22 protein-coding genes are annotated in these 22,477 nt (G+C 68.2%); 12 read left to right on the top strand and 10 right to left on the bottom strand.

Going from position 1 to position 22,477, the window contains the following annotated elements; genetic code table 11:
* The 7 genes from FHD67_RS16195 to fmt all read left to right on the top strand — a co-directional run.
* The coding region (locus FHD67_RS16195) for a DAK2 domain-containing protein (RefSeq protein ID WP_139599319.1) at positions 1–502 on the top strand (502 nt) is incomplete at its 5' end.
* 58 nt (positions 503–560) lie between these two features.
* The gene (locus FHD67_RS16190; protein WP_139599317.1) at positions 561–1,619 is read left to right on the top strand and encodes a 4-hydroxythreonine-4-phosphate dehydrogenase PdxA; all 1,059 of its coding nucleotides are present in this window, start codon (positions 561–563) and stop codon (positions 1,617–1,619) included.
* 58 nt (positions 1,620–1,677) lie between these two features.
* Positions 1,678–2,679, top strand: a complete 1,002-nt coding sequence (locus FHD67_RS16185) for a Bug family tripartite tricarboxylate transporter substrate binding protein (RefSeq protein WP_139599316.1) — start codon at positions 1,678–1,680, stop codon at positions 2,677–2,679.
* A gap of 61 nt (positions 2,680–2,740) precedes the next feature.
* Positions 2,741–3,256: a tripartite tricarboxylate transporter TctB family protein gene (locus FHD67_RS16180; protein WP_176695162.1), complete on the top strand. Its 516-nt coding sequence runs from the start codon at positions 2,741–2,743 to the stop codon at positions 3,254–3,256.
* A gap of 12 nt (positions 3,257–3,268) precedes the next feature.
* On the top strand, positions 3,269–4,777 hold the full coding sequence (locus FHD67_RS16175) for a tripartite tricarboxylate transporter permease (protein ID WP_139599313.1): 1,509 nt from the start codon (positions 3,269–3,271) through the stop codon (positions 4,775–4,777).
* Positions 4,774–6,174, top strand: coding sequence for an NAD(P)H-dependent oxidoreductase (locus FHD67_RS16170; RefSeq protein WP_139599311.1), 1,401 nt, complete (start codon positions 4,774–4,776; stop codon positions 6,172–6,174). Before FHD67_RS16175 ends, FHD67_RS16170 begins: the two co-directional genes overlap by 4 nt.
* Before the next feature lie 53 nt (positions 6,175–6,227).
* Entirely contained in the window at positions 6,228–7,121 is an 894-nt protein-coding gene (gene fmt, locus FHD67_RS16165) for a methionyl-tRNA formyltransferase (RefSeq protein WP_139599309.1), read from the top strand.
* 101 nt (positions 7,122–7,222) lie between these two features.
* Here fmt and secA read toward each other — a convergent pair whose 3' ends face one another.
* Positions 7,223–9,934, bottom strand: a complete 2,712-nt coding sequence (secA, locus tag FHD67_RS16160) for a preprotein translocase subunit SecA (protein WP_139599308.1) — start codon at positions 9,932–9,934, stop codon at positions 7,223–7,225.
* A 204-nt stretch (positions 9,935–10,138) separates the two neighbouring features.
* Between secA and FHD67_RS16155 the strand changes: the two genes are divergently transcribed.
* From FHD67_RS16155 to FHD67_RS21085, 4 genes are all read left to right on the top strand, one after another.
* Positions 10,139–10,975 (top strand): peptidylprolyl isomerase, encoded by an 837-nt coding sequence (locus FHD67_RS16155; RefSeq protein WP_045981740.1) that lies wholly within the window; start codon positions 10,139–10,141, stop codon positions 10,973–10,975.
* Positions 10,975–12,219 carry a bifunctional glutamate N-acetyltransferase/amino-acid acetyltransferase ArgJ gene (argJ, locus tag FHD67_RS16150; RefSeq protein ID WP_139599306.1) on the top strand — a complete coding sequence of 415 codons (1,245 nt, stop codon included), beginning with the start codon at positions 10,975–10,977 and terminating at the stop codon, positions 12,217–12,219. Before FHD67_RS16155 ends, argJ begins: the two co-directional genes overlap by 1 nt.
* The gene (locus FHD67_RS16145; RefSeq protein ID WP_127897813.1) at positions 12,216–12,614 is read left to right on the top strand and encodes a (deoxy)nucleoside triphosphate pyrophosphohydrolase; all 399 of its coding nucleotides are present in this window, start codon (positions 12,216–12,218) and stop codon (positions 12,612–12,614) included. The genes argJ and FHD67_RS16145 overlap by 4 nt, the downstream gene beginning before the upstream one ends.
* A gap of 121 nt (positions 12,615–12,735) precedes the next feature.
* Entirely contained in the window at positions 12,736–12,864 is a 129-nt protein-coding gene (locus FHD67_RS21085; RefSeq protein ID WP_045981737.1) for a hypothetical protein, read from the top strand.
* A gap of 162 nt (positions 12,865–13,026) precedes the next feature.
* Here the strand turns inward: FHD67_RS21085 and infB are convergent, their stop codons facing one another.
* From infB to pip, 6 genes are all read right to left on the bottom strand, one after another.
* Positions 13,027–15,582, bottom strand: a complete 2,556-nt coding sequence (gene infB / locus FHD67_RS16140) for a translation initiation factor IF-2 (protein WP_139599304.1) — start codon at positions 15,580–15,582, stop codon at positions 13,027–13,029.
* An 8-nt stretch (positions 15,583–15,590) separates the two neighbouring features.
* Entirely contained in the window at positions 15,591–16,214 is a 624-nt protein-coding gene (locus FHD67_RS16135; RefSeq protein WP_045981736.1) for an RNA-binding protein, read from the bottom strand.
* 22 nt (positions 16,215–16,236) lie between these two features.
* Positions 16,237–17,862: a transcription termination factor NusA gene (gene nusA, locus FHD67_RS16130; protein ID WP_045981735.1), complete on the bottom strand. Its 1,626-nt coding sequence runs from the start codon at positions 17,860–17,862 to the stop codon at positions 16,237–16,239.
* Positions 17,863–17,865: 3 nt separating this feature from the next.
* Positions 17,866–18,498, bottom strand: coding sequence for a ribosome maturation factor RimP (rimP, locus tag FHD67_RS16125; protein WP_045999958.1), 633 nt, complete (start codon positions 18,496–18,498; stop codon positions 17,866–17,868).
* Positions 18,499–18,628: 130 nt separating this feature from the next.
* Entirely contained in the window at positions 18,629–19,093 is a 465-nt protein-coding gene (gene tspO / locus FHD67_RS16120; RefSeq protein WP_339817887.1) for a tryptophan-rich sensory protein TspO, read from the bottom strand.
* A complete protein-coding gene (gene pip / locus FHD67_RS16115) occupies positions 19,090–20,082 on the bottom strand; it encodes a prolyl aminopeptidase (protein WP_045981368.1) in 993 nt (330 codons plus the stop codon). Before pip ends, tspO begins: the two co-directional genes overlap by 4 nt.
* 50 nt (positions 20,083–20,132) lie before the next feature.
* On the opposite strand from pip, the gene ubiG reads away from it, so the two are divergent.
* Positions 20,133–20,873: a bifunctional 2-polyprenyl-6-hydroxyphenol methylase/3-demethylubiquinol 3-O-methyltransferase UbiG gene (gene ubiG / locus FHD67_RS16110; RefSeq protein WP_139599302.1), complete on the top strand. Its 741-nt coding sequence runs from the start codon at positions 20,133–20,135 to the stop codon at positions 20,871–20,873.
* A gap of 4 nt (positions 20,874–20,877) precedes the next feature.
* Here ubiG and FHD67_RS16105 read toward each other — a convergent pair whose 3' ends face one another.
* Genes FHD67_RS16105 through grxC form a run of 3 tightly spaced genes read right to left on the bottom strand, consistent with a single transcriptional unit; the run spans position 20,878 to position 22,476 of the window.
* Positions 20,878–21,366: a MarR family winged helix-turn-helix transcriptional regulator gene (locus FHD67_RS16105; RefSeq protein ID WP_045981366.1), complete on the bottom strand. Its 489-nt coding sequence runs from the start codon at positions 21,364–21,366 to the stop codon at positions 20,878–20,880.
* Entirely contained in the window at positions 21,341–22,210 is an 870-nt protein-coding gene (locus FHD67_RS16100) for a carbon-nitrogen hydrolase family protein (RefSeq protein ID WP_139599322.1), read from the bottom strand. Before FHD67_RS16100 ends, FHD67_RS16105 begins: the two co-directional genes overlap by 26 nt.
* A gap of 8 nt (positions 22,211–22,218) precedes the next feature.
* Positions 22,219–22,476 (bottom strand): glutaredoxin 3, encoded by a 258-nt coding sequence (gene grxC, locus FHD67_RS16095; RefSeq protein ID WP_045981364.1) that lies wholly within the window; start codon positions 22,474–22,476, stop codon positions 22,219–22,221.
* Position 22,477 lies beyond the last annotated feature (1 nt).

Genomic DNA, 22,477 nt, shown 5'->3' with positions numbered 1-22,477 from the left:
GGCGGCCGCCGCCGTTGCGGCACGCGATGCGGCGGCGCAGGGCGCGGGCGCGGGCACCGTCCTGTCGCTGGCGGGCGACGCCTGGGCGGATCGCGCGGGCGGCACGTCGGGTGCCCTGTGGGGCGTGGCCCTGCGTGCCTGGGGGCAGGCGCTGGGCGATACGGATGTGCCCGATGCGGCCCGCGTGGCCGCAGGGGCGCAGGCGGGGATCGACGCAGTGACCCGCCTGGGCGGCGCGCGGCCCGGCGACAAGACGCTGGTCGATGCCTTTGCGCCCTTCGTCGACACACTGCAGGGGCAGGTCGCCCAAGGTGCCGCGCTGGTCACCGCCTGGGAGGCCGCAGCAAGCGCGGCGACCGCCGCCGCTGAAGCCACCGCCGACCTGACGCCGCGCCTTGGCCGGGCACGCCCGCTGGCGGAACGCAGCATCGGGCATCCCGATGCGGGCGCGATCTCGCTGGCGCTTTGCGCGCGGGTCGTGGCCGGGGCGCTGGCCCGCTGAATTCGGGCGGCGCGACCGACGCGCCGCCCACGAACCATCATTCCAGACGGAGAGACATATGCGCATTGCTTTGGCCTTGGGGGATGCCGGGGGCGTCGGCCCGGAACTGGCGGCGAAACTGCTGGCACATGACGACATGAAGATCTTGGACGTGATCGTCGTGGGCGATGCGCGGGTGCTGGAGATGGGCGCGCGCCATGCAGGGGTCACGCTGGACCTGCCGCGGATCGGCGCCGATCAGGTCGGCCCCGACATGGCGCCGGGCCATGTGCTGCTGGATCTGGCGAATTGCGCGGTGGACGGCATGACCCTGGGCCAGTCCAGCGCCCATGCCGGCGCGGCCAGCCTGCAGAATTTCGGCTGCGTGCTGCAACTGGCAGGGGCGGGGATCGCGGATGCGGCGATGTTCACGCCCTTCAACAAGCATTCGATGCGGCTGGCCCGGCCCAGCTATGTCGACGAGATCGGCTTCATCGACGCGGTGCTGAACGCCGATCGCAGCGGGCGCGAGTTCAACGTCCTGGAGGAGGTCTGGAACGCCCGCGTGACCAGCCACATCCCCCTGCGCAAGGTGGCCGAGACGCTGACCACCGAGCGTATCCTGGACAGCCTGCGCCTGACGGCCGAGGTGATGGCCGGTGCGGGCAAGCCCGGCGCGCGGATCGGCGTCGCGGCACTGAACCCCCATGCGGGCGACGGCGGCAATTTCGGCCACGAGGATGACGAGATCCTGGCCCCCGCCGTGGCGCAGGCCGTGGCCCTGGGCATCGACGCCAAGGGGCCGATCCCGTCCGACACCGTCTTCGTGCGTGCCATCCGCGGCGAATTCGACGCGGTGCTGACCATGTATCACGACCAGGGCCAGATCGCGATGAAGCTGATGGGCTTTGACCGCGGCGTGACGCTGATCGCGGGTTACGGCTTTCCGATCGTGACGCCCGCGCATGGCACGGCCTTCGACATCGCAGGGCAGGGGCGCGCCGATCTGGGCGCGACGCTGACCGCCGCGCGGCTTGGCCGCGACCTGGCCGCGCTGAACCCTGCCCGCGCGCCGCGCGCGCTGCCCGCGGGCTGGGCGCAGGCGGAAGTCGCCCCGACATTGCTGGTCGCCGAATAGGCGCCCGGTCTTTTTCCCGCCGCAAGCGGGTCGCATCATCTTTGGGAGGAGAGAGAGAATGACCATCAAGACCGCATTGATCGCAGGCACCGCCCTGCTGGCAGCCACTGTCCCGGCGCTGGCGGAATGGACCCCCGAACGCCCGGTGGAATTCGTCGTGGCATCCGGGGCCGGCGGCGGGACCGACAATTTCGCCCGCACCATCCAGGCCGCGCTGACGCGCAACGACATCCTGGACCAGAACATGGTCGTGCTGAACAAGGGCGGCGGTTCGGGTGCCGAGGCGTTCCTCTATGCCCGCCAGAACGCCGCCGATCCGCACAAGCTGATCTTCGGGACGAACAACGTCTATCTGCTGCCCCATGTGGCCCAGCTGGCCTATTCGGCCGAGGACCTGCAGCCCGTCGCCGCGCTGGCGCTGGACGAGTTCCTGATCTGGGTCAAGGCCGACGCCCCCTGGCAGACGTCGATGGAGCTGATCGAGGCCGCAAAGGCCGAACCCGGCACCATCGTCTTTGGCGGCAGCCAGTCCAAGGACACCGACGAGACGCTGGTCGCGCTGATCGAACAGACCACCGGCGCCGATTTCAAGTACGTCCCCTTCAACGGCGGCGGAGAGGTCGGCGTGCAGCTGGCCGGCGGCCATATCGCCGCGAACGTCAACAACCCGAACGAGAACATCGGCCAGTGGCAGGCAGGCGCGATCCGTCCGCTGTGCGTGTTCTCGCCCGAACGGATGGCGGAATCCGAGCCGGTCAGCGGCGACATGGGATGGCACGACATCCCGACCTGCGCCGAACAGGGGCTGGAGATCGAGCGGTACCAGATGCCGCGCACCGTCTGGCTGCCCGCGGGCACGGACCCCGAGGTGGTGGCCTTTTACCAGGACGCCCTGACCCGCGTGGCCGAGACCCAGGAATGGAAGGACTACCTTGCCAAGACCTCGCAGACCGCGGCGGTGCTGACCGGGGACGAGCTGACCGCCTTCATCGAGGAGAACGAGGCCGCGACCGTGACCGTCTTCGAGGCCGAGGGCTGGGTCACCGCCGCCGCGCAGTAAGCGCATCGGGGCATCCGGGATCGTCCGGATGCCCCTTTTGCCAATGGGGAAAGGGAGGGTCATGACCGTCAGACGTTTTCATGCCGAGATCGGCACGGCAATCACCACCGGCGCATTGGGCGTGGCGGCCATCATCGGCGCCGCCGAACTGGGCACCGGATGGAGCGACCATGGCCCGCAGCCGGGCTATTTCCCCTTCTGGGTGGCGATCGTGCTGATCGGGGCCAGCCTGTGGAACCTGGTCGGCGCGCTGGTCGCGCATCGCAAGGCACAGCGCACGCCCCCCGACCCCCTGGATGACCCGGAGGAGCCGTTCCTGCCGCGCCAGAACCTGATCCGCATCGCGACCTTCCTGGGGGCGATGACGGCCTTCGTCATCGGCATGCTGACGGTCGGCTTCTATGTCGCGGCGACCTTCTACATCGGGCTGACCGCCTGGCGGCAGGGCGGGTTCCGCCTGTGGAAAGGCCTGGCCATCGGCGCGGGTTTCGCCGTCAGCCTGTACCTGATCTTCGAGACGATCTTCCGGATTCCGCTGTTAAAGGGGCCGCTGGAGCCGCTTCTGGGCATCTATTAAGGGGCCACGACAATGGGCAATTTCGATCTGCTGATGCACGGGTTTTCCGTGGCCATCACCCCGATGCACCTGATGCTGATGGTTGCGGGCGTCCTGATGGGACTGGTCGTGGGCGTGCTGCCGGGTCTGGGGGCGCCCAACGGGGTGTCGCTGCTGATCCCGCTGACCTTTGCGCTGGACCCGACATCGGCCATCATCCTGCTGACATCGATGTATTGGGGGGCGCTGTTCGGCGGGTCCACCACGTCGATCCTTTTCAACATTCCGGGGGAACCGTCATCGGTCGCCACCACCTTCGACGGCTATCCGATGGCGCGAAACGGCCAGTCGACGCGCGCGCTGACGCTGGCCTTCGTGTCGGCGGGGGTGGGCGCGCTGATGGGTATCCTGGTCATCACCCTGCTGGCGGGCTGGGCGTCGCAATTCGCGCTGCGCTTCGGTGCGCCCGAATATTTCGCGGTCTATTTCCTGGCCTTCGCGGCCTTCATCGGCATGGGCAGCGCCGCCCCGATGAAGACGCTGGTGTCGCTGACGACCGGCCTGATCCTGACATCCGTGGGCATGGACAGCGTGACCGGTTCCATCCGTTTGACCTACGGGTTCTCGGACCTGCTGGGCGGGATCAGCTTCCTGGTGGTGGTGATCGGCCTCTTCGGCATCGGAGAGCTGCTGGCCACCGTGCAGGAGGGGCTGCGCTTTCGCGGCGTGTCCTCTAGGATCGACCTGCGCGATGTGCTCAAGACCCTGGCCGAGCTGCCCAAGTACTGGGCCACGACCCTGCGGTCGGGCCTGATTGGCATCTGGATGGGCATCACGCCGGGCGGGCCGACGGCGGCCAGCTTCATGTCCTATGGCGTGGCGCGCCAGACCTCGCGCAAGGGCGCGGCCTTCGGGTCGGGACGCCCCGAGGGCATCGTCGCGCCGGAAACGGCGGATCACAGCGCGGGCACCTGCGCGATGCTGCCGATGCTGGCCCTGGGCGTGCCGTCATCGGCCACTGCGGCGGTGATGATGGGTGGGCTGATGATCTGGGGCCTGACGCCGGGGCCAATGCTGTTCGCGACCCAGCCCGATTTCGTCTGGGGCCTGATCGCCAGCATGTACGTGTCGAACCTGCTGGGCGTGATCCTGGTCCTGGCCACCGTGCCGATGTTCGCGGCGCTGCTGCGCATCCCCTTCACCATCATCGGGCCGATGATCGTCGCGATCTGCTTCGTCGGTGCCTACACGGTGTCCGGGGCGACGTTCGATCTGTGGCTGGTGCTGATCTTCGGTTTCGTGGGCTTCATGTTCACCAAGCTGGACTATCCGCTGGCGCCGATGATTCTTGCCATGGTCCTGGGCCACAAGGCCGAGAACGCGTTCCACCAGTCGATGCTGCTGTCGGACGGATCGCTTGGCATCTTCTTTGCCAACCCGTTGGTGACAGGGATCATGATCGTGGCGCTGGCGCTGCTGATCATGCCCAAGACGCTTGGCCTGGCGCTCAGCCTGCGCCGCAACCGCAAGGTGGTCGCATGAACCTGATCGGTCACTTTGCCGCGCGCCACGGGCGCACCGTCCAGACCGCGATCATCGGCACCGGCGGGTTCGGGCGCAGCTATCTGGCGCAGGCGCGCCATGTGGACGGGCTGGCCTGCCGGGTGGCGGTGGACCGCGATGCAGAGACGGCAGTGGCGGCGCTGGCATCTGTCGGCGTGGACGTGGCGCGGATCGTTTCCTGCACCGACGCGGCGGCCGCGCGGGCGGCATGGGATGCGGGTCATTTTATCGCCGCCGGCGATCTGGCCGCGGTCGCCGCCCTCCCGCTGGACGTCGTACTGGAGGCCACCGGCGACCCCGAGGCCGGCGCCCGCCATGCTGAGATGGCCATTGCGGCGGGACATCACGTCGTCATGGTCACCAAGGAGACCGACAGCGTCATCGGCCCGATCCTGTCGCGCATGGCCCGCGATAGGGGCGTGGTCGTGGCGCCGGTGGACGGCGATCAGCCAAGCCTGCTGATCGGGCTTGCGACCTGGGCGCAGGTCATCGGCCTGCGGATCGTCGCGGCGGGCAAGTCCAGCGAATACGATTTCGTCTTCGATCCCGATACGGGGCAGGTGATCAGCAATGGCACGGCTGTAGCCGCGCCGGGGCTGGCCGACTGGATGGACCCGGCGGATCGGCCTTGGGCCGATGTGGCCGCGGGCCGGGCGCACGCCCTGCGCGCGCTGCCACAGCGCGCCGTGCCGGACCTGTGCGAGCTGACGCTGGTCGCCAATGCCCTGGGGCTGATGCCGGACCGTGCGGACCTGCACGCCCCCATCGCCCGCATCCCCGAGGTCGCGGACCTGATGACCGACCAGGGCGGGCTTCTGTCGGGGCAGGGGCGGCTGGACGTGTTCCACTGCCTGCGCTTGGCCGGCGAGGTCAGCTTCGCGGGCGGCGTCTTCGTCACCGTGGCCTGCGACGACGCCGCGACGTGGGACATGCTGCGCGACAAGGGCCATGTCGTGTCCCGCGACGGGCGCACCGCGATGATCGGCCTGCCGCGCCACCTGCTGGGGCTGGAGGCCGCGACCACGGTGTTCGAGGCCGCCCTGCACGGCGTCTCCTCCGGCGCGCGCGCCCCGCGCCCGGTCGTGGACCTGACCGCCTTCGCCGATGCCGACCTGCCCGTCGGCACCGTCCTGCGGGCCGAGGGGCATCATCACAGCATCGCCCATGTCTCGGGCCGCATGACGCCCGCGCGGGCGGTCGCGGACGATGTGCCGGTGCCGTACTACCTGGCCGCCGGGCGGACGCTGCGCCGCGACGTCGCGGCAGGGCAACCGATTCTGTGTGGCGACGTGGCACTGGACGAAGGCTCGACGCTCCTGCGGCTGCGCCGGATGCAGGACGCCCTCACCGATTGGGGGCTTGCCTCAGGGGCTTGAAGCCCGTCCGCCGCGCGGGCATTGAGGGCAGGCACCAACCGGAGGCTTGCCCGATGCGCGTGATCTTCATGGGAACGCCCGATTTCTCGGTCCCCGCCCTGCGGGCCATCGCCGCGCGCCACGACGTGGTGGCGGTCTATTCCCAACCGCCCCGCGCGGCCGGGCGTGGGCAAAAGCCGCGCCCCTCTCCGGTGGCCTTGGCGGCGCAGGACCTGGGGATCCCGGTCCGCACCCCGGCCCGCCTGCGCGACCCCCAGGACCAGGCCGACTTCGCGGCGCTGGACGCGGATGTGGCGGTGGTCGTGGCCTATGGCATGATCCTGCCGCAGCCAGTGCTGGATGCGCCGCGCCTTGGCTGCCTGAACATCCATGCCTCGATCCTGCCGCGCTGGCGAGGGGCGGCGCCTATCCACCGCGCGATCCTAGCGGGGGATGCGGAAACCGGCGTCGCGATCATGCAGATGGAGGCGGGGCTGGATACCGGCCCGGTGCTGGCCCTGACCCGCACGCCCATCACCGCGGATGACACAACTGCCAGCCTGCATGACCGCCTGTCGGCGATGGGGGCGGACCTGATCTGCGACGTGCTGGACCGCCTGCCGCTGCCTGCCGTGCCTCAGGCGCAGGATGGCGTGACCTACGCCGCCAAGATCGACAAGACCGAGGCGCGTATCGACTGGACCCTGCCTGCCGAACAGGTGGACCTCCAGATCCGCGGGCTGTCACCCTTTCCGGGGGCGTGGTGCATGATCGGGGACGAACGCGTGAAGCTGCTGGCGAGCACCGTCGTCCCGGGACAGGGCGACCCCGGAACGGTCCTGCCCGATTTCACCATCGTCTGCGGCTCCGGGGCGGTGCGCATCACACTGGCACAACGTGCGGGCAAGCGGCCGATGACCCCTGCCGACCTGCTGCGCGGTTGGGCGATGCCCCCCCGGTTGGGCTAGGGCCGCATCAGCGGCCCGTCGCGCCCGGGCGCGGTGGGGCTTGCCCCCACCCGGCGGGCGCGACCGCCATCGCGGGACGCAAACGGCGCCCCGCGTGATGCTCAGATCGCGCCGTGACAGTGCTTGAACTTCTTGCCCGATCCGCAGGGGCACGGATCGTTGCGCGCAGGCATCCCCCAGGTCGACGGATCGGCCTCGTCAAAGCCCGGGCGCGGCGCGGAAGGAGCCTCGGGCGCGGCGGGCGCGGGCGCTGCCGCCTCGGGTTCCGCCGATGCCTCCTCCTGGACCTGCTGCTGCTGGCGGGCCATCTGGGCCGCCATCTCGTCGCGCTCGGCCTGCGTCAGGGGACGGATCTGCGCCAGCCGCTGCGTCACGTCAAAGCGCAGGCCGTCAAGCAGCGTCTCGAACAGCTGGAAACCCTCGGTCTTGTATTCCGCCAACGGGTCGCGCTGCGCATAGCCGCGGAAGCCCACGACGGAACGCAGGTGATCCAGCGTCATCAGGTGCTCGCGCCATTTCTGGTCGATCTGCTGCAACAGGACCTGCTTCTCGATCTGCACCATGGTCTCGGGGCCGAAGGCCGCGGCCTTGTCCGCCATATAGGCGTCGCTGGCCTCGGTGATGCGTTCGCGCATCACGTCATGGTCCACGCCGTCCTCGGCCGCCCAATCCGCGACCGGCAGGTTCAGGTTCAGCCGCTCGCGGACCGATTTCTTCAGCCCCTCGGTGTCCCATTGCTCGGGATAGCTGCGGGGCGGCATGTGCTCGTCGATCAGGTCCTCGATCACCTGGTGCCGCATGTCGGCGGTGATCTCTCCGACCTCCTCGCTGTCCATGATCTCGCGGCGCTGGCCGAAGATCGCCTTGCGCTGGTCGTTCATCACGTCGTCGAACTTCAGCAGCTGCTTGCGGATGTCGAAGTTGCGACCCTCGACCTTGGCCTGTGCGCGTTCCAGCGACTTGTTCACCCAAGGGTGGATGATCGCCTCTCCCTCCTTCATGCCAAGCGTCGACAGGACCTTGTCCAGACGCTCGGAGCCGAAGATCCGCATCAGGTCGTCGTCCAGCGACAGGAAGAACAGCGACCGTCCGGGGTCGCCCTGGCGGCCCGAACGGCCGCGCAGCTGGTTGTCGATCCGCCGGCTTTCGTGGCGTTCGGTGCCCAGCACGAACAGCCCGCCCGCCGCCAGGACCTTTTCCTTCTCTCCGGCATGCTCGGCCTCGATCCGGGCGCGCAGCTCGTCGGGATGGGCGTCGGGATCGGCCTTCAGGGCCTCCATCACCTTCATCTCGACATTGCCGCCCAGCTGGATGTCGGTGCCGCGACCGGCCATGTTGGTGGCGATCGTCACCGCGCCCAGCTTGCCGGCATCGGCCACGATCTGCGCCTCGGCCTCGTGCTGGCGGGCGTTCAGGACGTTGTGGGGCACGCCGTCCTTCTTCAGCATCTCGGACAGCAGCTCGGACTTCTCGATGCTGGTGGTGCCGACCAGGATCGGCTGGCCCTTGGCATGGGCCTCCTTGATCGCCTCGACGACGGCGGCGTTCTTCTCGGTCGCGGTGCGATACACGCGGTCATGGTCGTCGATCCGCGCGATGCCGCGATTGGTCGGAACCTCGACCACGCCCAGCTTGTAGATCTCGGCGAATTCCTCGGCCTCGGTCGATGCCGTGCCGGTCATGCCTGCCAGGCGCTGGTACAGGCGGAAATAGTTCTGGAAGGTGACCGAGGCGAGGGTCACGTTTTCGGGCTGGATCTCGACGCCTTCCTTGGCCTCGATCGCCTGGTGCAGGCCGTCCGACAGGCGGCGGCCCTTCATCATCCGGCCGGTGAACTCGTCGATCAGCATCACCTCGCCGTCGCGCACCATGTAATGCTGGTCCCTCAGGAACAGCTTGTGCGCGCGCAGGGCCTGGCTGGCATGGTGGACGATGGTGGTCGATTCCGGATCATAGAGGGTCTGTCCCTCGGGCAGGACGCCGTCGGCCTGCAGACGCGTCTCCAGGAACTCGTTGCCGTCCTCGGTGAAGGTCGCATTGCGGGACTTCTCGTCCAGCTTGTAATGCTCCTCGGTCAGCAGGGGCACATAGGCATCCAGGATGCGGTACAGCTCGGACCGGTCCTGGCTGGGGCCGCTGATGATCAGCGGCGTGCGCGCCTCGTCGATCAGGATGCTGTCGACCTCGTCGACGATGGCGAAGTTGTGACCGCGCTGGACCATCTCGGCCACGCTGCCCTTCATGTTGTCGCGCAGATAGTCGAAGCCCAGCTCGTTGTTGGTGGCGTAGGTCACGTCGCAGGCATAGGCGTCGCGCTTTTCGCCCTCGGGCTGGAACGGCACGACCACGCCGCAGGACATGCCCAGCTGGGCATAGACCTTGGACATCCATTCGGCATCGCGTTTCGCCAGATAGTCGTTGACGGTGACGACATGGACGCCCTTGCCCGACAGCGCGTTCAGGTAGGCGGGAAAGGTGGCGACCAGGGTCTTGCCCTCGCCGGTCTTCATCTCGGCGATGTTGCCCTGATGCAGGAAGATCCCGCCCATCAGCTGCACGTCGAAGGCCCGCAGGCCAAGCGCGCGGCGCGCACCCTCGCGGCAGTTGGCGAACGCCTCGGGCAGGATGTCGTCCAGCGATTCGCCGCCCGCCACGCGGGCCTTGAATTCGGCGGTCTTGTCGACCAGCCCCTGATCGGACAATGCCTTGAAGCTGTCCTCAAGGGCGTTGATGCGGGCGACCAGCGCGCGCGTGCCCTTGACCTTGCGGTCATTGGGCGTGCCAAAGACCATCTTCGCCAGATTACCGATCATGTTACCTTCGCCATCACGTTGTCGGGAAGGGACGTCACCTGCGGCCCACTTGCCCGCGCCGGTCGCATTGCCGTATCAGGGGCGTTGAACGAACGCGGCGGCGGCGCCTTCCACGGAGTTGGTTTGGATGTAGGCGCAGCCCACCTGACTGTCAATGTTGGCCCGGCCCCCGCGGGGGTGCGCGCCGTGAAAGGACCCATCCCCATGACCCGATCGACTTTGCTGGCCGCAGCCGTGCTTGCCGCCCTTTCCGCCCCCGCCCTGGCGCAGGACGCCGATGCCGACCAGGTGGTCGCCACCGTGAACGGCCAGGAGATCACCCTGGGCCAGATGATCGTCATGAAGCAGTCGATCCAGGACCCGGCCATGGCCGAGATGCCCGACCAGGCGCTGTGGGACGTGATGCTGGACCAGCTGATCCGCCAGACCGCCGTGGCCGAATCCGCCGAGGACACCGCCGGCGTGCGCGCCCAGCTGGAGCTGCAGCGCCGCAACACCCTGGCCTCGGCCGCGGTCAGCCAGATCGCCCAGGCCGAGCCCACCGAGGAAGAGCTGCAGGCCAGCTATGACCGCCTGTTCGCCGATGCGGGCAGCGTGACGGAGTACAACGCCGCCCATATCCTGGTCGACAGCCAGGAGAAGGCCGCCGAACTGAAGGCCGAGGTCGATGGCGGCGCCGATTTCGGCACCGTGGCCGAGGCGAACTCGACCGGGCCGTCCGGTCCCAACAAGGGTGATCTGGGCTGGTTCGCCGCCGACCAGATGGTGCCGCCCTTTGCCGAGGCCGTCGCGGCGCTGGAGCCGGGCCAGGTCAGCGACCCGGTCGAGACCGAATTCGGCTGGCACGTCATCAAGCTGAACGAGACCCGCCTGCGCGAGGCGCCCCCGCTGGCCGAGGTCCGTGACCAGATCAGCCAGATGGTCCTGCGCGAGAAGGTCGAGGCTCAGATCCAGAGCTTGGTGACCGCCGCCGACGTCAAGAAGACCGAAGGTCTGGACCCCGCCCAGCTGAACGCCACCGACCTGCTGGAGGCCGAGTGATGGGAAAGGCGGGTCTGCCCGTCTCTCCTCTGGCACCTGCGCGGTTTCCTGACCTGCCGGTGATCGCGGGCGTCGATTTCGCCAGCGCCGCCGCGGGCATCAAGTACCAGGGCCGCAGCGACGTCACGCTGATCCGCATCGCGCCGGGCAGCACGGTGGCCGGGGCCTTTACCCGGTCGTCCACGCGCGCCGCGTGCATCCTGGACAACCAGGCCAAGCTGGCGCAGGGGGGCGATGCGCCCGACGGAGCGGCGATCCTGATCAATTCCGGCAACGCCAATGCCTTCACCGGCGCGCGCGGCCAGCAGTCGGTCGATGCCGTCTGCGCGGCCGTGGCGGGTGCCCTTGACCTGCCGCAGGGGCGGGTCTTCACCTCGTCGACCGGCGTGATCGGAGAGCCGCTGCCGCACGAGCGGATCGTGGCCATCGTGGGCGATCTGGCACGTGATCTGGATGCGGGCGGGGTCGCCGATGCGGCGCGTGCGATCATGACCACGGACACCTTCCCCAAGGGCGCGTCCGCGACCCTGGCGGACGGCACCCGCATCGCGGGCATCGCCAAGGGATCGGGGATGATCGCGCCCGACATGGCGACGATGCTGGTCTATCTGTTCACCGATGCCACGGTGCCTGCAGCCGTGCTGCAGCAGTCGCTGTCCTCCGGGCTGGACGCGACCTTCAACGCGATCACCGTGGACAGCGACACGTCCACATCCGACGCGCTGATCCTGGCCGCGACGGGGCAGGGGGCAGGCGCGCCCATCACCGATCTGGACAGCGATGCGGGGCGCGACTTCGTGACCGCGCTGCACGGCGTCATGCGCGATCTGGCCCATCAGGTCGTCCGCGACGGCGAGGGCGCCACCAAGTTCGTCGAGATCGCCGTGACGGGCGCCGCGGATGCGGCCGACGCGCATCGCGTGGCGATGGCCATCGCCAATTCGCCGCTGGTCAAGACCGCCATCGCCGGACAGGACGCGAACTGGGGCCGCATCGTGGCCGCGGTGGGCAAGTCGGGCGCGCGCGCCGACCGTGACCGCCTGCGCATCGCGTTCGGGGACATGGTCGTGGCCCGCGACGGCTGGCGCGATCCCGACTATGACGAAGCCGCCGCCAGCGCCTACATGCGCAACCAGGACCTGCGGATCGCCGTCGATCTGGGCTTGGGCGACGCGTCGCGGACGGTCTGGACCTGCGATCTGACGCACGGCTATATCGACATCAACGCGGATTACCGGTCGTGAAGACCGTCCTGGTGTCCGCGGTGGCACTGATCGATCCCGACGGGCGGGTGCTTTTGGCACAGCGCCCGCCGGGCAAGTCCATGGCGGGCCTGTGGGAATTCCCCGGCGGCAAGGTCGAACCCGGAGAGACCCCCGAGGCCGCCCTGATCCGCGAGCTGGAGGAGGAGCTGGGCATCCAAACCTGGAACAGCTGCCTGGCACCGCTGACCTTCGCCAGCCACGCCTATGACACGTTCCACCTGCTGATGCCGCTGTTCGCCTGCCGCCGCTGGCAGGGAATCGTCCAACCGCGCGAAGGGCAGCAGCTGGCTTGGGTCCGGGCACGCGATTTGCGCGATTACCCCATGCCTGCGGCAGACATTCCCCTCATCCCGGCCCTGCAGATGTGGCTATAGTGTCGCAAATTTGAGTGATCCGATTGCATTGTTGCTGAAAAAAGTCGTAGATGATCAAGTTGCGAACGATTTTTTAACCATTTCATGACTAACTTTGTTTAGGGCACAGAGGAGGCTTGACATGATTCGCACTATTTCCGTCGGCAGCTACATCTCGATCCAGGGTCTTTTCGAGGGCTCGACCGCGGATGGGAACATTTTGGTCCGCGTCGGCAACCGCACTTTCGAGGGCAAGCCGGTCGGCCACTGACCGTTCCGGCGCACGGGGGAGCGTGGCGCCAAGGGAACCGCATGAACATCAAGGGGGTGATCCGAAAGGGTCACCCCCTTTTCCGTTCCATCGTGCCGGGCCCCGGAACGCAAAAAGCCGGGCGATCGTATCGCCCGGCTTTCGCATGTCGCAGACGGCCGCTTACAGCGAGCGTTCGACCTCTTCGCGTTCGAAGATCTCGATGACATCGCCGGGGCGGATGTCATCATAGTTCTCGAAGGCCATGCCGCATTCCTGACCGGACTGCACTTCCTTGACCTCGTCCTTGAAGCGCTTGAGCGTCTTCAGCGTGCCTTCGTGGATCACCACGTTATCGCGCAGCAGGCGCACGCCGGCCGAACGACGGGCGATGCCTTCGGTGACCAGACAGCCGGCGACGTTGCCGACGCCCGTGACGCGGAACACTTCCTTGATGGTCGCGTAACCGATGAAGTTCTCGCGAATCTCATTGGACAGCATGCCCGAAGCGGCGGCCTTGATGTCGTCCAGCAGGTTGTAGATGATCGAGTAGTAGCGGATCTCGACACCCTTCTGGTTCGCGGCGTTGCGTGCCGGAGCGTTGGCCCGGACGTTGAAGCCGATGACCGGAGCGCCCGAGGCCTCGGCCAAGCCGATGTCGGATTCGGTGATCGCACCCACGCCGTAATGCAGCACGCGGACGCGGACCTCGTCGTTGCCGACCTTTTCCAGGGCCTGCACGATGGCCTCGGCCGAACCCTGCACGTCGGCCTTGAGGACGACAGCCAGTTCGGACACGTTCACGTCCGCCTTGGCCTTGGCCATCATCTGCTCCAGCGTGGTCGCGGCACCGGCTGCGGCGCGCTTGTCCTTGGTCTGCTGGGCGCGGAACTCGGCAATCTCGCGGGCCTGGGCTTCGGTCTCGACCACGTTCAGCACGTCTCCGGCCTCGGGGGTACCGTTCAGACCCAGAACCTCGACCGGGACGGACGGGCCGGCTTCCTCGACGCGGTCGCCCTTGTCGTTGATCAGGGCGCGGACCTTGCCCCACTGCTCGCCCACGACGAAGATGTCGCCGCGGCGCAGGGTGCCGTGCTGCACCAGGACGGTGGCCACGGGGCCGCGTCCGACATCCAGCTGCGCCTCGATGACCGCGCCCTGTGCGGCACGGTTCGGGTTGGCGCGCAGCTCCAGCAGTTCGGCCTGAAGCGCGATGGCCTCCAGCAGGTTGTCCAGGCCCAGGCCGGTCTTGGCCGAGACCTCGACATCCTGCACGTCGCCCGACATGGCCTCGACAACCACCTCGTGCTGCAGCAGGTCGGTGCGGACCTTCTGCGGGTCGGCCTCGTGCTTGTCGATCTTGTTGATCGCCACGATCATCGGCACGTTGGCGGCCTTGGCGTGGTTGATGGCCTCGACGGTCTGGGGCATCACGGCATCATCCGCCGCGACCACCAGCACCACGATATCCGTGACGTTCGCGCCACGGGCACGCATCGACGTGAAGGCCGCGTGGCCCGGCGTGTCCAGGAAGGACAGGACGGCGCCACTGTCGGTCGTCACCTGATAGGCGCCGATATGCTGCGTGATGCCGCCGGCTTCGCCCGAAACGACGGAGGCCTTGCGGATCGCGTCCAGCAGCGAGGTCTTGCCGTGGTCGACATGGCCCATGATCGTGATGATCGGCGGGCGAGGCTGCATGTCCTCGTCACGATCGACCGTGGGGGCGATGACCTGCTCCACATCGCTGTCGCTGACGCGCAGGACCTTGTGGCCGAATTCCTCAATCACCAGCTCGGCGGTATCGGCGTCGATGGGCTGGTTGGCAGTGACCATCATGCCCATCTTCATCAGCGCCTTGACCACGTCGGCGGCGCGTTCGGTCATGCGGTTGGCCAGCTCCTGGACCACGATGGTCTCGGGCAGGCGGACTTCGCGGAACTGCTTTTCGGGACGGGCGGACTGGCCCATCGCCTTCTGGCGGGTGCGTTCCTGCTTGCGCTTCATCGCGGCCATGCTGCGCTGGCGGCCGCCTTCGCCGTTCAGCGCCTGATTCAGCGACAGCTTGCCGCCGCGACGGTTGTCGTCGGTGGTCTTGGCCTTGGCGGTCTTGTCTCGATCCGTGCGCTCCACGCGGTCGGTCTTGCGGGCCACGCCGGTCGTGACGCCCTTGGTCTCGGCGCGCGAGGCGGCAGCCTCGATCGCGGCCTGATCGGGGGCGGCGGGCTTGGTCGCACCGGCCGAGGGCTTGGGACGCTCCTGGCGCGGCTCGGCCTTGCGGCGGGCCTCGTCGGCGGCATCCTGCGCGGCCTGGGCCTCGGCCAGGGCCTTGGCCTTGAGGGCCTCCTCGCGCTCGCGCTCCTCGCGGGCCTTGGCCTCGATCTCGGCGCGGCGGCGCTCGCGCTCCTCCTCGCGGGCCTTCTCGTCGGCCAGGCGCTTGGCGGCGTCATCGGCCTCGCGTGCCTTGGCGGCGGCAAGGGCCTTCAGGCGGCGCTCCATCTCGGCATCGGAGATGCCTGCGGGGCGCTTGGAGCTGTCGCCGGCCACGCGGGCGGTCAGCGGGTTCTTTTCTTTCTGCGCATCCGTCATCGGCGCGGCTGCCTTGGGCACCACGACGCGCTTGCGCTTGGTTTCGACGACGACGCTTTTGGTGCGACCGTGGCTGAAGCTTTGCTTGACTGCGCCGGGGCGATTACCGCCACCAAGGCCCAAGGGGGTTTTTCCGTCTTTGTCGCTCATCTGCGTCTTCATTCCTTCCCGACAGCCGTATTGCCGTCGTCATGCCCGCGCAGACCCGTTAGTCTGCCGGCTTCCAAGATCACCTTGTCCGTCAGGCCACCCTTCGCAAGCGCGCCGTGTATGACATGACTGCGCCCAAAGGACAAACCCAATTCTGATGCGGTCAGGCAGCCGAACCAGCGTCCGCCGGTGGGCGTCCACAGCTTGCCCTTGCCGCGGTCCGACCCGTCGCTGGCCTGAAGCAGCACCTTGGCGCGACCTTCGGCCAGCCAGCCCTTGACCTTTTCGAACCCCGCCACCGCGCGGCCCGATTTCCGCGTCAGCGACACCAGTTCGACCAGCCGGCGGGCGATGCCCGCCTCGACCAGGTCGGCCAGGTCGGGGGCCGCCTGGACCGGAGCCTTGGCGGCACGAGAGAACAACCCCTTGGTCACCGCCTTGTTCAGGGCCGCTTTGTCTGCGGCGACCCAGATGCCGCGACCGGGCAGCTTTTCCGCCAGGTCGGGCACGACCTGCCCGTCAGGGCCGATCACGAAACGGATCAGGCCCCGCTTGGGTTGCACCTCGCCGGTGGCGATGCACCGGCGTTCCGGGTCATCGTCCCGGTCCTTGTCATGTCCACCACGGCTCAATCTGTGCTCCGATCCGGGGCGATCAGGCCCCGGCCTCCTCGTTGTCGTCATCGTCCTGCAGGTCGTCTTCCGCATCCGTGTCGTCCAGCTCGGTCGGATCGACCCAGCCCAGCATCACGCGCGCAGTCATGACCATGGTCTGCGCATCTTCCAGCGTCACGCCATAGGGTTCCAGCAGGCCTTCGTCCTTGACGCGGGCACCGTTGACGGTGGTCCAGCCACCGGCCAGCTCCCAGTCGGCGCAGGTCGCGAAATCTTCCAGCGTCTTGACGTCGTCCTTGGCCAGCGCCTCTACCATCTGGGGTGTCAGACCCTCGAATTCAATGAGGCTGTCCTCGGCGCCCAGGGCACGCGCGGCATCCAGGGCGGCCTTGTTCTTTGCCTCCAGCACGTCGCGGGCGCGGGCCTGCAGCTCAGCTGCGGTGCCCTCGTCAACCCCGTCGATCGTCAGCAGCTCGTCCTGGTCGACATAGGCGACCTCCTCAAGGTTGGTGAACCCTTCGGCCACCAGCAGCTGGGCGAAGAACTCGTCCAGGTCCAGCTGTTCCATGAACAGCGCGGTGCGGGTGTTGAACTCTGCCTGACGACGCTTGGATTCCTCCTCGTCGGTCAGGATGTCGATGTCCAGGCCGGTCAGCTGGCTGGCCAGGCGCACGTTCTGGCCGCGACGGCCGATGGCCAGCGACAGCTGCTCGTCGGGCACGACGACCTCGATCTTGTTGGCCTCCTCGTCGAAGACAACCTTGCTGACCTCGGCGGGCTGCAGGGCGTTGACCAGGAAGGTCGCCTGGTCCTCGTTCCACGGGATGATGTCGATCTTCTCGCCCTGCAGTTCGCCGACGACGGCCTGCACGCGGCTGCCGCGCATGCCGACGCAGGCGCCGACCGGGTCGATGCTGCCGTCATGGCTGATCACGGCGATCTTGGCGCGCGAACCGGGGTCGCGGGCGACGGCCTTGATCTCGATCACACCGTCATAGATCTCGGGGACTTCCATCTTGAACAGTTCAGCCATGAACTGCGGGTCGGTACGCGACAGGAAGATCTGCGGCCCGCGCGTCTCGCGGCGCACGTCCTTGATATAGGCACGGATGCGGTCGTTCGGACGATAGCTTTCGCGGCCGATCTTCTCGTTGCGGCGCAGGATCGCCTCTCCGCGGCCGACGTCGACGATGATGTTGCCGTATTCCTCGCGCTTGACGACACCGTTGATGATGCTGCCGGCGCGGTCCTTGAATTCCTCGTACTGGCGGTCGCGCTCGGCCTCGCGGACGCGCTGCAGGATCACCTGCTTGGCGGATTGCGCGGCGATGCGGCCCAGTTCGACCGGGGGGACCTGGTCGATGATCTCGTCGCCGATCTGGGGGTTGTCCAGATAGGGCTTGGCCTGCTCGACCGTCAGTTCGGCCTGATAGTTCTCGACGGCATCGTCGGCCACGACCGTGCGCACGCGCGTGAAGGTCGCGTTGCCGGTGCGGCGGTCGATCTTGACGCGGATGTCCATCTCCGCGCCGTAGCGGGACTTGGCGGCGCGGGCCAGGCTGTCTTCCATCGCTTCGATGACCAGCTCGGGCTCGATCATCTTCTCGCGGGCGACGGCTTCGGCCGTCTGCAGCAGTTCAAGCTGGTTGGCAGAGGTGATGGCCATCACTCACTCCTTGGGTTGCACGGCGGTCGCGCCGTCATCATCGGTTTCGATCTCGTCGAAGGCGGTTTCGTCCAGGTTGTCGATCTCGACCCCGGCTTCCTTCTTCTGACGCAGCATTTCCTTGATCAGCTCGTCCGTCAGGACCAGCTTGGCGTCCGACAGCAGGTCGAAGTCCAGCCCGATCGTGTGGGTCTGGCCCTTGTCCTCGATGTTGATCAGCACCTCGGTGCCCTCGACGCCCGCCAGGACGCCCTTGAACTTCTTGCGCCCGTCGATCGCCTGGTTCAGGTCCAGCCGCGCCTCATAGCCCTCGAATGTCCCAAAGTCCTTCAGGCGGGTCAGGGGACGGTCGATGCCGGGGCTGGACACCTCGAGGTGATAGTTGTCCTCGATCGGGTCCTCGACATCCAGCGTGGCGCTGACCGCGGTCGAGATCTGGGCGCAGTCGTCCACGTTGATGCCGCCCTCGGGGCGGTCGGCCATGATCTGCAGCGTGGCGGTCTTGCCGCCCTGCAGGCGGACGCGCACCAGCTCGTATCCCAGATCCTCGATCACCGGGGTGATGATCTCGGCCAGGCGGCGGTCGATCGCGGTCTTGGCGATCAGGTCGTTCGTGACGGGCAGATCGTCGGACATCAGATCCTCTTGGACAGGAAAAAGGGGCCGTCAGCGGGCCCCATGCGGAAGTTCCGGTGGGCAGGGTTTGGACGCCTGCACCGCTGTTGATCGGTCCTATAGCCGGAGACGGGTGCGAATGCAAGCGATCTTAGGCGGCGGGTCGCGGCACGGCGGGGTTGTCGCGCCAGATGCGCCAGTTCAGTCCCGACGCGACGCACAGCCACGCCAGATAGGGCAGCAGCATCGCCCCCGCGACCCGGTCCAGCGACCAGAAGCTTACCGTCATGGCCGCGACCGTCACCAGCAGCGTGGTGATGATCGCCATGCCCAAGGCCATCCGCCGCGCCCCGAAGAAGACCGGCGTCCACAGCGTGTTCAGTGCGATCTGCGCCGCCCACAGGGCCAGCGCAGCCCCCGCGCCGGGCAGGCCCGCCACCCGCGTCGCGGCCGCGGCAGACAGCAGGTAGATGATCGTCCAGGCCACGGGAAAGGCCCACTTCGGCGGGGTGAAGCCGGGCTTGCGCAGCCCGTCATACCACGCGCCGGGCTTGAAGATGACGCCGGTCGCGGCGGCGGCGACGCTGGCCAGCAGGAAGATCGGGAACAGGATCAACGGGGAACCTTTCTGCTGCGGTCTTCGTCGCGGATGCCGTCCATGACGGCGGCCAGCTCTGCGGTGATGCGGGGTTCGGACAGGGCGTGGCCCGATGCCGGGACCAGACGCAGTTCGGCCCGGTCCCACCCCTGGGCCAGCCGGTGCGCGCTGACGGGCGGGCAGACCATGTCATAGCGGCCCTGGACGATGATCGCGGGCAGGTGTTCGATCCGCCCGCGGTCGCGCAACAGCTGCCCCTCGTCCAGGAAGCAGCCGTTGCTGAAATAGTGATTCTCCAGACGGGCAAAGGCGCGGGCGTAATCGGCGGGGGCATGGCCAGCGGCCTGCGACTGCAGCCCCGCCAGCGCGTTTTCCCACATCAGCCAGGGCTGCGCGAATCGCGCCTGACGGCCCAGGTCGTCGTCGAACAGCCGCCGGTGATAGGCGCCGATCATGTCCTGACGTTCGGATGGGGGGATCGGCTCCTGAAAGCGCTCCCACAGGTCGGGAAAGAACCGCGCGGCGCCCCCGCCATAGAACCAGTCCAGTTCGGACCGCATCCCCAGGAACACCCCGCGCAGCACCAGCCCGGTGACATGGTCCGGATGCGCCTGCGCATAGGCCAGGGCCAGCGTCGCCCCCCAGCTGCCGCCGAACAGCAGCCAGCGGTCGATGCCAAGGCGCGCGCGGATCAGGGCGATGTCGTCGATCAGATGCGCGGTGGTGTTGGCCCGCACCGACGCGGTGGGCCGCGACCGCCCGCAACCGCGCTGATCGAACAGCACCACGCGGTAATGCGCCGGGTCGAAAAAGCGCCGCATATAGGGGCTGCACCCGCCGCCCGGCCCGCCATGCAGCACCAGAACGGGCCGGCCCTGCGGGTTGCCGCATTCCTCGGCGTACAGGATGTGGCCGTCGCCCACGTCGATCTCGTGGCGGGCAAAGGGTTCGACCGCCGGGTGAAGGCGGCCATGTGACGCGGAGATTTGTCCTGCCAATCGGTCCATCCTGCCACTATAAGCACAGACAACGCCGCCCGCCAGAAGGACCGCCCCCAATGACCACGCCCAGCAGCATCGACGAGGCCGAGATCGCGAAATTCGAGGCGATGGCCGCCGAATGGTGGGACCCCAACGGCAAGTTCCGCCCCCTGCACCTGATGAATCCGCTGCGGCTGGACTATATCCGCGACCAGATCGCGGCCGAATACGGGCGCGACCGGCGCAGCCTGCGGCCCTTCGCGGGGCTGCGGGTCCTGGACATCGGCTGCGGCGGCGGGCTGGCCAGCGAACCGATGGCGCGCTTGGGCGCAGATGTGGTGGGCGCGGATGCGACCCAGGTGAACATCGCCGTGGCCCAGACCCATGCCGATCAGCAGGGGCTGGCGATCGATTACCGCGCCACCACGGCCGAGGCGCTGGTCGCGGCGGGCGAACGCTTTGACGCGGTCCTGGCGCTGGAGATCGTCGAACATGTCGCCGACCCCGCGGCCTTCGTCGCGACCTGCCACGACCTGCTGCGCCCCGGCGGGCTGCTGATCCTGTCGACGCTGAACCGGACCGCGCGCAGCTTCGGCGCGGCGATCATCGGGGCGGAATGGATCATGCGCTGGCTGCCGCGCGGTACGCATGACTGGGCGCGCTTCATCACCCCGGACGAATTGGCCGCCCATGCGCAGGCGGCGGGGCTGATGGTCGCGGATCGCAAGGGGATGGTGTTCAACCCGATCACCTTCGGCTGGTCGATGTCGGATCGCGACCTGGCGGTGAACTACATCATGACGGCGCGTCGGGCCTGAGGCCTCAGGGCTTGGGCGGGTCGGCCTCCAGCCGCAGGCGCAGCTCGCGCAGGACGGGCAGGGCGCCGCGCACCCGGTCCGCGCCGATGTCGCGCACCACGCCCGCGATCAGCGGCATGAAGCCCGCGATGGCCTGATCGCGCGCGGCCCGGCCCGCCGTGCTGATCGACACGAACTTGCGCCGTGCATCGTCCCAATCGGGGCGGATGTGCACATGGCCCGCCCATTCCAGCCGCGCCAGCGTGTTGGTCATCGCGCCCCGCGTGATGTGAAACGCCGCCGCCAGCTGGGCGGGGGTGCGTTCCTCGTTCACGTGGGCCAAAAGATTCAGCACCGAAAAATGCGAAATCTGCATCCCCTTGGGCAGCGCCTTGCCGATCAGGTTGCGCGACAGCTGGTCGGCGATCAGCACCTCGGCGAACAGGCTTGCGGCCAATCGGTCGGTGGACCGGGCCTCGGCGGCTTTGTCAGGGTTGGGCGCAGGTGTCGTCATGGCCTTCCGGGGCCGCAAAGGGCCTGTCGTGATACAGCGAGGGAATGCGAGACCGTGCCTCATCCACCGCCGAAAGGTCAAGGGATACAATGGTGATGCCGGGGTCGTCCCCGCCATCCGCCAGCACCCGGCCCCAGGGGTCGACGACCAGCGAATGGCCGTGGCTGCGCCGGGCGGGGCGGTCCGGGCTGTGGGGCGCGGGGTGGGTGCCGCATTGCGCGGGCGCCAGCACGAAGCACCCGGTCTCGATCGCGCGAGCGCGCAGCAGCGGCTCCCAATGGGCGACCCCCGTGACGGGGTTGAAGGCCGACGGCACCGTCAGGATGCGCGCGCCCGCCTGCGCCAGCGACCGGTACAGGTGCGGAAAGCGCAGGTCATAGCAGACCGTCATGCCCAGCACCGTCCCGGCCGCGGGTGCCGTGACCGCCCGGTCGCCGGGGCGATAGGCAGCGCTTTCGCGATAGGCTTCGGTGTCGCTGATGGTCACGTCGAACATGTGCAGCTTGTCATAGCGGGCCGCGACCGTCCCGTCGGGGGCGATCAGCAGGCTGCGGTTCGCAAACCGCCCGTCCGCGTCGCCGCTGGCCAGGGCCAGCGATCCGACCAGCAGCCAGATGTCCAGCGCCCGCGCCTCGGCCCGCAGGGCGGCCAGGGTCGCGTCCTGATCCTCGGGGCGCAGCAGGGCGGCCTGACGCGCGCGGTCGGGGGACAGCAGGTTCGTCGCCTCGGGCGTCAGGACCAGCCGCGCGCCCCGGCCCGCGGCCTTGCGGATCAGGGCGATCGTGGGGCCAAGATTCGCGACCGGGTCGTCGCCGACCGTCAGCTGGATCAGCCCGACGGTCAGCGCGCCCATCAGGCGGCGCCCTTGAGCAGCGGGTCCAGCTTGCCCGACCGCTCCAGCGCATAGAGGTCGTCGCAGCCGCCGACATGCGTGGTGCCCACGAAGATCTGCGGCACGCTGCGCTTGCCCGCGCGCTTCGTCATCTTGTCGCGAAGCGCCGGGTCGGCGCCGACGTCGATTTCCGTATAGGACGCGCCCTTCTGGTCCAGAAGCTGCTTGGCGCGGATGCAGAAGGGGCAGGTGCGGGTGGTATAGATCTCGATGCTCATG

Source organism: Paracoccus haeundaensis, from assembly GCF_006239215.1.
GTDB classification, from domain to species: domain Bacteria; phylum Pseudomonadota; class Alphaproteobacteria; order Rhodobacterales; family Rhodobacteraceae; genus Paracoccus; species Paracoccus marcusii.
The sequence above is the reverse complement of the archived record's forward strand: the minus strand, read 5'-3'. Positions and strand labels throughout refer to the sequence as shown.